Annotated in this window: 11 protein-coding genes; 4 read left to right on the forward strand and 7 right to left on the reverse strand. The window is 36.4% G+C overall.

Features of this window, described 5'->3' with window-relative positions; genetic code table 11:
- Positions 1-440: 440 nt before the first annotated feature.
- From thrS to rplT, 4 genes are all read left to right on the forward strand, one after another.
- Complete coding sequence (thrS, locus tag P176_RS0102195) at positions 441-2384, forward strand: threonine--tRNA ligase (protein WP_026753162.1); 1944 nt, start codon at positions 441-443, stop codon at positions 2382-2384.
- 72 nt (positions 2385-2456) lie between these two features.
- A complete protein-coding gene (infC, locus tag P176_RS0102200) occupies positions 2457-2972 on the forward strand; it encodes a translation initiation factor IF-3 (RefSeq protein ID WP_231481165.1) in 516 nt (171 codons plus the stop codon).
- A 100-nt stretch (positions 2973-3072) separates the two neighbouring features.
- The gene (gene rpmI / locus P176_RS0102205) at positions 3073-3270 is read left to right on the forward strand and encodes a 50S ribosomal protein L35 (RefSeq protein ID WP_026753164.1); all 198 of its coding nucleotides are present in this window, start codon (positions 3073-3075) and stop codon (positions 3268-3270) included.
- Positions 3271-3401: 131 nt separating this feature from the next.
- Positions 3402-3746 carry a 50S ribosomal protein L20 gene (gene rplT, locus P176_RS0102210; RefSeq protein WP_026753165.1) on the forward strand — a complete coding sequence of 115 codons (345 nt, stop codon included), beginning with the start codon at positions 3402-3404 and terminating at the stop codon, positions 3744-3746.
- Positions 3747-3822: 76 nt separating this feature from the next.
- On the opposite strand, the gene P176_RS0102215 is transcribed toward rplT, so the two are convergent.
- The 7 genes from P176_RS0102215 to P176_RS0102250 form a co-directional block, all read right to left on the reverse strand.
- Positions 3823-4896, reverse strand: coding sequence for an adenylate/guanylate cyclase domain-containing protein (locus tag P176_RS0102215; RefSeq protein ID WP_026753166.1), 1074 nt, complete (start codon positions 4894-4896; stop codon positions 3823-3825).
- An 11-nt stretch (positions 4897-4907) separates the two neighbouring features.
- A complete protein-coding gene (locus P176_RS0102220) occupies positions 4908-6092 on the reverse strand; it encodes a hypothetical protein (protein ID WP_037349108.1) in 1185 nt (394 codons plus the stop codon).
- A gap of 572 nt (positions 6093-6664) precedes the next feature.
- Entirely contained in the window at positions 6665-7711 is a 1047-nt protein-coding gene (locus P176_RS0102230; RefSeq protein WP_026753168.1) for an AI-2E family transporter, read from the reverse strand.
- A gap of 117 nt (positions 7712-7828) precedes the next feature.
- Complete coding sequence (gene dnaB, locus P176_RS0102235; protein WP_026753169.1) at positions 7829-9367, reverse strand: replicative DNA helicase; 1539 nt, start codon at positions 9365-9367, stop codon at positions 7829-7831.
- A gap of 166 nt (positions 9368-9533) precedes the next feature.
- Positions 9534-10487, reverse strand: a complete 954-nt coding sequence (locus P176_RS0102240; RefSeq protein WP_026753170.1) for an acetyl-CoA carboxylase carboxyltransferase subunit alpha — start codon at positions 10485-10487, stop codon at positions 9534-9536.
- Between the two features lie 59 nt (positions 10488-10546).
- A complete protein-coding gene (locus tag P176_RS0102245; protein WP_026753171.1) occupies positions 10547-11461 on the reverse strand; it encodes a DMT family transporter in 915 nt (304 codons plus the stop codon).
- Positions 11448-12524 carry an LptF/LptG family permease gene (locus P176_RS0102250; RefSeq protein WP_026753172.1) on the reverse strand — a complete coding sequence of 359 codons (1077 nt, stop codon included), beginning with the start codon at positions 12522-12524 and terminating at the stop codon, positions 11448-11450. The genes P176_RS0102245 and P176_RS0102250 overlap by 14 nt, the downstream gene beginning before the upstream one ends.
- Between the last annotated feature and the right edge of the window lie 70 nt (positions 12525-12594).

Raw genomic sequence — 12594 nt, forward strand, 5'->3', positions numbered from 1 at the left:
AAAAAAACCGTGAACGTTGCGCCTTAGCTGATGCGTTTGGCGGGTGCAAATATACCACCCTTTTCTTTTTACAACCAAACTTTATTAAACCTTTTTTTGAAGTTTTTTTCTAAACTCTATAATACAATAACTTACGTTTTAAATTTACCGACCCTTAACCTTAACCTAACCCCAAAACACCTAAATCATACCCAAAACAAGCTTTCCCTTAAATACATCTATATATAGGATACATCCTATACAGTCTAAAACATATATAAGCAATCATATATATCGTGTCGTATTTATTGTGTAGTATATATTGTATCCTCATATTATATATAGTCCTATTATAATACATGAAACTCATTATTGATAATGTCAGTGATATGGTATAGATATTATTGTTTGTCATTTTTAATCCTACTATCTTTGCCCTTCAATACAAACAACCTTATATAATGATCCATATTACTCTACCAAACGGTGATGTAAAACAGTTTGAAAAAGGCGCGTCACCAATTGACGTTGCAAAAAGTATTAGTGAAGGGTTTGCCAGAAACGTTATCTCTGCCAATTTCAACGGAACTACGATAGAAACAACAACGGCTCTAGAAGAAGATGGAGCACTCATATTATATACATGGAATGATGACGAGGGCAAAAAAGCCTTTTGGCATTCTTCTGCACATATTTTAGCACAGGCATTGGAAGAGCTTTATCCTGGTGTTAAGCTTTCCATTGGTCCTGCAATCGAGAATGGCTTTTACTATGATGTCGATCTTGGAGAACAAAGCATTTCAGAAAAGGATTTCAAAACCATCGAAAACAAGATGATTGAAATTGCACGTGGTAAATATGAGTTCAATATGAGATCTGTTACCAAGGGCGAAGCTCTAGAGCTTTATAAATCTCAGGATAATGAATATAAGGTAGAACTTATTGAGAATTTAGAGGATGGTACAATCACCTTTTGTGATCATGCGACATTTACAGATTTGTGCCGTGGCGGTCACATTCCAAATACAGGAATCGTTAAAGCGGTGAAATTACTTTCAGTCGCTGGCGCTTATTGGAGAGGAGACGAAAAAAACAAACAACTCACGAGATTGTATGGTATCTCATTTCCGAAGCAAAAAGAGCTTACAGAATATTTAGAATTACTTGAAGAAGCAAAAAAACGAGATCACCGAAAATTAGGTAAGGAACTTGAACTTTTTACATTTTCACAAAAAGTAGGTCAAGGATTACCCTTGTGGCTGCCTAAAGGCGCAGCTTTAAGAGAGCGCTTAGAGAACTTTTTGAAGCAAGCGCAGAAAAAAGCAGGATACGAAATGGTGGTAACACCACATATAGGCCAAAAGGAACTTTATGTCACTTCTGGACACTTTGCAAAATATGGCGCAGATAGTTTTCAGCCTATTACTACTCCGGCTGAAGGAGAGGAATTTTTGCTCAAGCCCATGAACTGCCCTCACCATTGTGAAATATATAATGCCAAACCATTTTCATATAAGGAACTACCAAAACGCTATGCCGAGTTTGGCACCGTATATAGGTATGAGCAAAGTGGAGAGTTGCATGGACTAACACGCGTACGTGGCTTTACCCAAGATGACGCCCACATTTTTTGTATGCCAGATCAACTTGATAAAGAATTTAAGGATGTTATTGATCTTGTACTCTATGTTTTTGGGTCTTTAGGCTTTGAAAACTTTAAAGCTCAAGTTTCTTTGAGAGATCCAGAAACTCCCGAAAAGTATATTGGGAGTGATGAAAATTGGAAAAAGGCAGAAGATGCCATATTAAATGCCGCCATAGATAAAGGGCTTGATTACGTAGTTGAAACAGGAGAAGCAGCGTTTTACGGTCCGAAATTGGACTTCATGGTCAAAGATGCCCTAGGCCGTAATTGGCAATTGGGAACCATTCAAGTAGATTATAACTTACCTGAACGTTTTGACCTTACTTATAAAGGTAGTGATAATGAAATGCATAGACCTGTAATGATACACCGTGCGCCTTTTGGTAGCATGGAACGATTTATAGCAATTTTACTAGAGCACACAGGGGGTAATTTCCCGCTCTGGCTCATGCCTACACAAGCTATGGTACTGTCAATTAGTGAGAAATATGAAAAATACGCTGAAAAAGTTTTAAAATCGCTAGAAAATCACGAAATTCGCGCACTTGTAGATAACCGTAACGAAACGATTGGAAAAAAGATTCGTGAAGCAGAGATGGCTAAAGTGCCATTTATGATTATCGTAGGTGAGAATGAGGAAAATGAAGCAAAAATCTCGGTACGTCAACATGGTGGTGAAGATTTAGGGATGATAAGCATTGAAGATTTTTCTCTTATTGTTGAAAAAGAAATCAGCAGAACATTAAAAACATTCAAATAAATAAAGCATTTAAGTTTAACTAAAATTATATAAGTCATAGCAATACGTAGAAGAAATTACTCCAAGCGAGTAGTGAAAGAAGATCAGCACAGAATCAATTCTAAAATTAGAGCCGAAAAAGTAAGAGTCGTTGGTGATAATGTAGAGGTTGGTGTCTATTCAATTAAGGAAGCCATGGGCTTTGCCGATGAACAGGGATTGGACTTAGTTGAAATATCCCCTAAGGCTGAGCCTCCTGTATGTAAAGTTATGGACTATAAGAAGTTTCTTTACGAACAGAAGAAGAGAGAGAAAGTCTTAAAAGCGAAAGCCAGCAAGGTGACTGTGAAAGAAATCAGATTTGGTCCTCAAACAGATGATCATGATTACGAGTTTAAAAAGAAACATGCCGAAAAATTCTTGAAAGATGGCGCAAAGCTTAAAGCTTTCGTATTCTTTAAAGGACGATCCATTGTTTTTAAAGAACAAGGACAGATCTTGCTATTAAGATTAGCACAAGATTTGGAAGAACTTGGTAAGGTTGAACAAATGCCAAGGTTAGAAGGAAAGCGTATGACGATGTTCATCGCTCCTAAAAAAACAAAGTAAATTTGTAGGTACTGATAATACAGTATCTCATTATAAAAAAATGCCCGAGATCAAATCTTGGGCTAATAATTAAGCGAACCGTAAATAAAACTAGGAAACAATGCCTAAAATGAAAACTAAATCAAGTGCCAAGAAACGTTTTAAATTAACGGGTACTGGTAAAATTAAAAGAAAGCACGCTTTTAAGAGTCACATCTTGACTAAAAAATCTAAGAAGCGTAAGCTAGCTTTAACTCATGACACTTTGGTACACAAAGCCGATGAGAACAACGTTAAAATCATGCTTCGTTTGAAGTAATTGATTTTTAAAGGTTAACACAATTTATAAACCATGGAGTTAGGCTAATATTACCACTGCGCTCAATGCGACAGCAGTAATACAAAAAGCGTCGATCATCGACCGCCTACTACAAAAAACAAATTTAAGAAATGCCAAGATCAGTAAATTCAGTAGCAAAGAGAGCCAGAAGAAAAAAGGTTCTAAAACAAGCAAAAGGTTACTTCGGAAGACGTAAAAACGTTTGGACAGTAGCAAAAAATGCGGTTGACAAAGCGATGCAATATTCGTATAGAGACCGTAGAGCAAAGAAGAGAAATTTCCGTTCGTTATGGATTATGCGTATTAACGCTGGTGCAAGACAACACGGTATGAGCTATTCAAAATTTATGGGGAAACTTAAAGCTAACAATATCGGATTGAACCGTAAGGTACTTGCCGATTTAGCGATGAACAACCCAGAAGCTTTTGAAGCTTTAGTCAACAAAATCAAATAAGGCTGACGCCTAAATAATAACAACGATTCGCTAATAAAAATCCGACTCTTTCTAGAGTCGGATTTTTTATTTTTATTTAATTATGAATCGCATGAATATTTAGTGTGTCGTGCTTTCCTTTTAACAACACCTCCCCCATGTGTTTGGAGGTATACTTCGATTTTAATTTCAGCTTATCCAATAATTCCTCAGATACCAATAAGGCCTCTCCATAGGTATTGCACTCGCCTTGGATTCTGGCCGTTGTATTAATGACGTCTCCATGAAAGGCAAGCTCCTTTTTAATGGTTCCTACTTCAGCGATAATTAACTTTCCGCCGTGCAATGCTGCTTTAAAAAATGGCAGCTGTCCATATTTCTTATTATAATATTTTGAGCGTCTTGTCAATTGTCTTTGAAATGCGAAATATAGGTCGACACAGTTATTACGTTTGATACCTTTTTCAAATTTCCAACTAATCACCGCTTCATCACCTACATATTGATAGATCTCACCGCTGTACCTATTAATCGTTTTATTTAAATCGAAAAAACAATCCTGTATCAATTGGCTATAGGCATAATGACCTAACTCTTCAGCAATGGTCGTAGACGATTTTAAATCGATAAACATAAAAATACGCTCTTCTTCGGTAGGTCTTCGGTATTTACCAATGAGCATATTGAACAAAATTCCTTTTCCGAATTTTTCATTAGCTAATTTAATAAAGAGAAAGATGAAAGATGAGAGGAAAAAGTAAATGGCCGCTAACCAAAAAATCGGATTGTCTAACCACCAACGTTCATCATTAGGAAGGTCTATATCCATTTGGATCTCTATTAACCGCAATATAAAAGAGAGCGAAAATATAAGAATGACGACATAAATTACAATTTTGCTCACCACTGCAATACCCAAATAAATGTTTTTAGTGATAAATTTTTCGAACAAAAATTCCACAATGGCATATAGCACACCCACGATAATGCCCAAAATAATCCCAAAATGCATCCACTCTGTCGGAGGAACTATATTATCGGGGTTAACATATTCTACACCTTGCTCCTGCCCGTGTGCTAAAAATCTAATAAATATGAATAAGCTGCAGGCAATGATCCAAAAGAGAATGGCAAACCAAAGTTGCTTAAAAAAGAGTTTTACGTTATACATCTATTTTAAACTTATGTTTTTTGCTTTTTCTTTTTAGCAGCTGGAAAGAGAACATTGTTAAGAATAAGACGGTATCCTGGAGAAGTAGGATGTAAATCTAATTCTGTTTTAGGATCACCAACTTTATGGGTATAATCCTCGGGATCATGACCGCCGTAAAAGGTAAAAAATCCCTTGCCTTTGATACCATGAATATATTTTGCTTCTCCGTTGGTGCGATTTTCTCCCATAATCAATACATTAGATTTAATTTCATCTCTGGTAAAAGACGTGGTTTGCCCCATAAATCCTTTGACTAATGCAGTATGGTTTTGAGTCAACATGGTAGGAATAGGATCCCATTTAGCTGAATAATCCATGAGTGTAAAATAATCTGTGGTTTTAGGGATTTGTCGCTTTCTTGTCATATCAATAGAAGAAAACTCGTAAACATTGGGATTACGCTCCAAGATAAAATCTTTAAAAGCAAAGGTATTGCTGTAATCTATTTTATTTTGATAGCCAGGATCACTCCCATCACCGTCAAACATGGGCTCGCAAATATCAACACCATCTGCAGAAAGCGCAATATCAAAACTATCTGTGGCGCTGCACATGGCAAACATAAAACCACCTCCAACAACATAATCTCTTATTTTTTGAGCAACGGCCAATTTTTCTTCGGAAACCTTATCGTATCCTAATTTTGCCGCTAAAGCCTCTGCTTCCCTTTTATCTTCAATGTACCATGACGCAGAGCGGTAAGCTCTATAAAATTTGCCATATTGACCAGTAAAATCTTCATGGTGTAAATGCAACCAATCATAAAGTATTAAAGCATCATCGAGCACTTCTTCATCATAAATGGTTTCATATGGGATCTCTGCGTATGTCAATACCATAGTCACTGCATCATCCCAAGGCTTTAATCCTTCAGGTGAATACACTGCAATTTTTGGTGCCTTTTCCAAAATAACAGATTCCATATTCTCAGATGGACTGCTAATTAATTTCAGAATTTCTTCAGTCTTAGCATTTGAGATCACTTCAAAACTCACGCCTCTAATTTGACATTCTCGCTGAATTTCTTCAGAATCAGGCAATAAAAAGGAACCGCCTCGATAATTGAGTAGCCAATTGACCTTGAGTTGTTTTTCTAGCGTCCAATAAGTGACACCATATGCTTTTAAATGATTTTGCTGACCTTCTACATCCATGGGAATTAAAATGTAGGATGCATGGGAGGTAATAGATAAAATAAAAAATAACAGTAATAACGTAAGCGTCTTTTTCATTAAAAATCCTTCTTTTTATGTTCAAGATAGTCAAAAATATGATCCTTAGATCAAATCTCGAATACTGATTTATATTTTAATCGCGCAAATATTGACTCATTAGCTTAACGCTAATTTCTTCAACCGATTGTAATACGGCAGACATTTCGTCAAAAATGGCGTAATGTTTTGGAAATGGTTCTGCTTTCATTACATAAATTTTAAACCTAAAGAGCTGTGCGCTTCAATATCCCAATATTTAGGCTATGTTCCATCCTCTTCTCCTTTACCAACTCCTATTTTAGCAAACTAAGGTGAAGCGTAATTTCAATATGATTGTATGACTCTAGTATAACGTGTATTAGTAGTTATAAGCAAGAGACTAGTTATAACTTACTTATAAAACTCTTGAAACAAGTCTATCTGTATTTTATAACAGACATCCTCCACAGCAGCGTTTTTGATCAGGATAAAGAAAGTTCGAATTAAAACACATTTTATACAAACTAAAAAAACTACTTTTTAAGAGGTTTGATTGATCTTTCAGTACCTGACAGTAAGGAGGCCGCTACCCGGGTTCCTGGAAATTGTTCTAAAATAATTTTGATGAATACCGTAATGGGTATGGCCATAATTAGCCCAGGGATTCCCCAAATAAAGCCCCAAAGCATCAACATGATCAACACAGCGATGACATTTATTGAAAAGGACTTACCCATAAATACAGGCTCTAAAATTGCCCCAAACAACACCTGAACACCTGTAATAGAAAGGAAGAAAAAGAAAAGTACGCTTGAGGACTCCAATTCTACAAAAGCGAAAATCGTTAATAAAATGACCGAAATGAAAGACCCTACCATTTGTACAAAATTGATCAAAAAAGCAAATAATCCCCAAAATATTGGAAAACTAACATCAAAGAACACACAGGCCAGTCCTGTAAAAATCCCTGTAAATGCACTTACCGCAAATTTTACTTTAATAAAGGTGATCAAATCTTTTTCAATACGCATAAAGGCTTTTACAGAGGTATGTTTCTGTTTCAGAATGATATCATTGAGCACCTTGTGCATGTTGATAGACTCTGCCAACCAAAGCACCGTAAAGAATACGATCATTAAAATGGTAGTTAAAAATTTCCGAAGAAAATCTACGGTAGAGCCTATGTTCTCTTTTTGAAAAAACTGACCTAAAAAATTACCTTCAGTATCATATTCAATTCCAAATTTATGCTGTAGAAAAAGCATAAGATCATTGATTTTAACCTCTGCTTTCGCAAAAAAGCCAGAATCACTTGCCAAAATCTGTTTGCTCGATAGATTGACCAATTCTACACCTATAAAAATCCCTAATACAATCAATGCCAGCACAATCACTATACTGAGTAATCTTGGGACTTTTCTTTTTCCCAACCATCGCATGAGTGGCAAAAACAAGAGCGCTATAAACATTGAGCTTATGAGCGGTATAAAAATAAATGAGAGTATTTTAAGCAGGTAAAACACCACCGGTATTACAATAAATAACAGCAAGATATTGGTGGTACGTCTTTCTTCTAACATGGGGCAAACTTCTTAATGATAGCAGAGCAAATTTAGTACAAATTGTTTTGACATCTTATCAAATTGTCTAAAAAAGAAGCGTCATAAATTACTTTATGGGCTACTTATGTCATCGATTTAAAACGGGACATCTTCATCGTCATCTTCGGGAGTACCAAAGGCATCAGAAGGTGATGGGAAATGATCTGTCTTAAACGTATCATCATTAGCTGCTGCATTCATTTTAGAATGAAACTCTCCAAACGGTGTGTCAAAATCATCAAGATTATCAAACTTACCGAGGTGTCCAATAAACTTCAGACGAATATTATCTAGCCCACCATTTCTATGTTTAGCAACAATAAACTCACCTTGACCTTCAGTTGGAGAACGTTCATCATCATCCCATTCCTCTATTTTGTAGTATTCAGGTCTGTAGATAAAGCTTACAATATCGGCATCTTGCTCAATGGCTCCAGATTCACGAAGGTCAGAAAGCAATGGTCTTTTACTGCCACCACGCGTCTCAACAGCACGAGACAACTGAGATAATGCAATTACGGGCAGACTCAATTCTTTAGCCAGTGCTTTTAAGTTTCGGGAAATTGTAGATATTTCCTGCTCTCGGTTCCCTCCTTTTTGGCTTCCACCAGCCGTCATTAATTGCAAATAATCAATCACAATCATTTTAATACCATATTGTGAGGCAAGACGTCTTGCTTTTGCTCTTAAATCAAAAATCGAAAGCGATGGGGTATCATCAATAAACAGTGGTGCTTTTTCTAAGGTTTTCACTTTAACATTAAGTTGCTCCCACTCGTGTTTCTCTAATTTCCCTGTTCTAAGCTTTTCTGAAGACAATCCCGTTTCCGAAGAAATCAATCGCGTAATCAATTGTACAGATGACATCTCCAAAGAGAAAAAGGCCACAGGAATATTGCTATTAACTGCTATATTTCGGGCCATGGTTAAGGTTAGGGCGGTTTTACCCATACCCGGACGTGCGGCCACAATAATCAAATCACTGGGTTGCCATCCTGAAGTAAGCTTATCTAATTTGGTAAATCCAGACGGAATACCACTCAAGCCTTCTTGATTGGAAATTTCCTCAATTTTCTTTTTTGCCTGAATTACTAAACTTTGTGCGGACTCAGTAGATTTTTTGACATTTCCTTGGGTAACTTCATACAACTTGGCCTCTGCAGTGTCTAATAAATCAAAAACATCCTTGGTTTCATCGTAAGCCTCTTCAATAATTTCGTTGGAAATTTTAATGAGACTTCGCTGGATATATTTTTGAAGAATGATGCGGGCATGAAACTCAATATGCGCAGAAGAAGAGACCCGTTGTGTTAAAGATATCAAGTAAAAATCGCCACCGCTGACGTCTAGTTTCCCATCTTTCTTTAATTGACTAGAAACGGTTAATAAATCCACCGGTTCACTGTTTTCAAATAATTTGAAAATGGCTTCAAAGATATGTTTATGAGCTTCTTTGTAGAAAGCATCGGCGCTTAGGATGTCGATTACCTCATCAACCCCTTTTTTATCAATCATCATAGCTCCTAATACAACTTCTTCTAAATCAATAGCTTGTGGAGGTATTTTTCCTTTCTCTAAGCTAATAAGAGTACTTCTATCTACTTTATAGCCTTGCATTTGGTTGGGTTGTTTCATATCTGCGAATGTAAATAAATTGTTAAGTAAAAAGAGGATTTGTAATTCTTCAATCTTAACAAGTCGTCAACAATTTAACTGTTGATAACTTCAATATATTGTTAATAGCCACAAAAAAACCAGAACAAGTTGTTCTGGTTTTCTTGAATCTGTTGTTAAGTAAGACTTAGCCCTTGAACACTCCCATGGCTAAATATTTATCCATGCGTTGCTCTACCAAATCTTCTTGTGATAAGTTTTTTAGCTCGGCATAATTGAGTTCTATGGCTTCTTTTACCGATTGAAATGTAGCCGCTCTATCGGTATGTGCACCGCCTAGGGGTTCTTTTATAATCGTATCTACCAACTTCAATTTTTTCATGTCTGGAGCGGTAAGTTTTAAAGCCTCTGCTGCCTGCTCTTTGTATTCCCAGCTACGCCATAGAATAGAGGAACAGGACTCTGGAGAGATTACAGAATACCATGTATTCTCCAACATCAAGACTCTATCTCCTACTCCAATTCCCAAGGCCCCACCAGAAGCACCTTCACCTATGATAATAGTAATGATAGGAACTTTTAGACGGGTCATTTCTAAGATGTTTCTAGCAATGGCTTCTCCTTGTCCGCGCTCTTCGGCTTCAAGACCAGGATATGCGCCAGGTGTATCTATAAGCGTCACTACAGGAATGCCAAATTTTTCGGCAGACTTCATTAATCTTAACGCTTTACGGTAACCCTCTGGATTAGACATCCCGAAGTTTCTATATTGTCTCGTCTTTGTATTGTATCCTTTTTGTTGACCAATAAACATGTAACTCTGGTCTCCAATTTTGCCCAAACCACCAATCATGGCTTTGTCATCTTTAACATTTCTATCTCCGTGAAGTTCTAGAAACGTTTCGCCACAAAGTGCTTTGATATGATCTAATGTATAAGGTCTATTGGGGTGCCTAGACAATTGTACACGCTGCCAAGCACTAAGGTTTTTATAAATTTCCTTTTTAGTCTCGATCAGCTTTTTTTCGATTTTCTTACAGGTCTGGGTAACATCAACGTCACTTTCCTCACCTATGATCTGGCATTTTTCTAGTTGATCTTCTAGTTCTTTTATAGGGAGCTCAAAATCTAAATATTCCATTGAAATCTTGATTAATTCTTTTGATTAGATAATTAATTTAGCTTACAAATATAAAGTTTTTAATTGGCTTTGTTATTTAGGAGCTTTCGCTTTTTAAAGCTTTTGCGATTTTTAAGAATTCCTTCTGCCATAACCGTTGCCAACACTAAGAATGCACCATAGTAAAACTCTGAAGTCATGATCTCTGTCTCAGGGAACAAGAGGACGGCTAAAACAATTCCGTAAAGAGGTTCAAGGTTATAAGTAAGAATTACCGTGTAAGGACTTATAAATCGCATCACTTTTACAGAGCCTATAAAGGCGTAGGCTGTACATATGGAGGCCAATATGAGTAAATAGATCCAGTCTTCAGCTGAGAGCTTAAAAAATTCCGAAGAAAATCCGCCTTGAAAAATTACAATGAAAAGCGTCAAAAACACAACGCCGCTTATAAATTCATAAAACGAAATCACTGTAGCCTCATGGTGCTTGATCAATTGCCCGTTAATGACCGCAAAGAGCGTCGATAGAAATGCTGATAAAATGCCTAGCAAAATGCCATTGATATATCGCAATTCGCTCTGTGTTATCAAATATACGCCGATGATAACAATAATGCCAAACACCATCTCATACCATATTAAGCGTCTTTTAAAAATGAGTGGTTCTATGAAAGATGCAAAGAATGCTCCTGTCGAAAACATTGCCAAGGTTATAGATACATTAGATTGCCTGATCGCTTCAAAAAATGTAATCCAGTGCAGGGCTATAATAACACCGGCTAACAGAAATTTCAACTTTGTTTTAAAGTCTATTTTGATGGGGATGGCTCTTACTTTTATAAATAAGAACATCAATACACCTGCAATAAGCATGCGATACCACACTAGAGCCGCTGCGCCTATTGATATCAATTCTCCTAAAATTGCAGTGAATCCTGCAATAAAGACTAAAACATGAAGATGTAGGTAATTTTTGGCTTTAGCGCTTGGCATTATTCAATAAATAAATGGCCAATATACCAAAAATGATATTTGGAAACCATACCGCAATAATTGGACTAAAACTAGACTGTTCTGCCATTACTCCAAAAACCTTATCAAAAAACACAAACACCATGGCAATGGTAATACCGAATGCAAGATTGACTCCCATACCACCACGTCTTTTAATTGAAGATACGGCCACAGCAATAATTGTTAAGATATATACGGAAACAGGCAGACTCCATTTTTTATACTTTACCACTTGATAGCGCCCAATATTTGAAGAACCGCGTTGTTTTTCTTTTTCAATAAAATCGATGAGCTCACCATAAGGAAGTGTTTCTGCTATGTATTCCTCTGGAGTTAAATCTTCTGGATCAAAAGGAAAAATGGTGTCCTTATTTCGATTGGTCTCTAGAATCTCCTTGTTTTTTAGAAATTTTCGTTTGGTGTAAGAAGAAAGTCGGTATAACGAGTCTTCGTCTACATATCTAATACTGCTGGCGTTGATTTTATAAACAAGTTGATTGTCCTCAACATGCTCTAAACTGAAGTTTTGACCAACTTTAGTTTCGGGATTAAAACTACTAACATAAATAAAATCATGATCGTTAACCTGTCTATAGATATTGGTTGTTTGAACGGCCTGTTTATTTCCTTTTAAATACTCGTATTTAAATTGGTTAAACCCTTTACTTGCCTTTGGTGCTAAATATAGGCCCATAAGCAATGCAAAGGCGGCCACAATAGTGGCGCCTATCATATAAGGTCTAAGAAATCGCCAAAACGATACTCCTGAACTTAAAAATGCCACGATCTCTGTATTATTCGCTAATTTGGACGTAAACCAGATTACCGATAAAAACAAAAAGATGGGGAATAATAAATTGGCAAAGTAAATGGTGAAATCTAAATAATACTGTGCTACCGCAGGAAAGGGAACTTCACGTTCTAAAATTTTTCCAATTTTTTCAGCAAGATTTACAGTAATCCCGATGGGAATAAACAGCAGCAACATCATCAAAAATGTGAAGAGATAGCGCTTTAAAATGTACCAATCAAGAATTTTCATTATATACTTAAAAGAGTCATAGCCTTATTATGAAATCCAACCTTCTAGACACTCTAGTGTTGAATCAAAC

The organism is Sediminibacter sp. Hel_I_10, from assembly GCF_000688335.1.
In the GTDB taxonomy this organism is placed as follows: Bacteria; Bacteroidota; Bacteroidia; order Flavobacteriales; family Flavobacteriaceae; genus Psychroserpens.

Coding starts and splice junctions, on each gene's coding strand:
- P176_RS0102240 (WP_026753170.1), bottom strand. CDS start 10,487: ATGGAATATTTAGATTTTGAGCTCCCTATAAAAGAACTAGAAGATCAA.
- P176_RS0102230 (WP_026753168.1), bottom strand. CDS start 7,711: ATGTTAGAAGAAAGACGTACCACCAATATCTTGCTGTTATTTATTGTA.
- P176_RS0102250 (WP_026753172.1), bottom strand. CDS start 12,524: ATGAAAATTCTTGATTGGTACATTTTAAAGCGCTATCTCTTCACATTT.
- dnaB (WP_026753169.1), bottom strand. CDS start 9,367: ATGAAACAACCCAACCAAATGCAAGGCTATAAAGTAGATAGAAGTACT.
- rpmI (WP_026753164.1), top strand. CDS start 3,073: ATGCCTAAAATGAAAACTAAATCAAGTGCCAAGAAACGTTTTAAATTA.
- P176_RS0102220 (WP_037349108.1), bottom strand. CDS start 6,092: ATGGATGTAGAAGGTCAGCAAAATCATTTAAAAGCATATGGTGTCACT.
- thrS (WP_026753162.1), top strand. CDS start 441: ATGATCCATATTACTCTACCAAACGGTGATGTAAAACAGTTTGAAAAA.
- P176_RS0102245 (WP_026753171.1), bottom strand. CDS start 11,461: ATGCCAAGCGCTAAAGCCAAAAATTACCTACATCTTCATGTTTTAGTC.
- rplT (WP_026753165.1), top strand. CDS start 3,402: ATGCCAAGATCAGTAAATTCAGTAGCAAAGAGAGCCAGAAGAAAAAAG.
- P176_RS0102215 (WP_026753166.1), bottom strand. CDS start 4,896: ATGTATAACGTAAAACTCTTTTTTAAGCAACTTTGGTTTGCCATTCTC.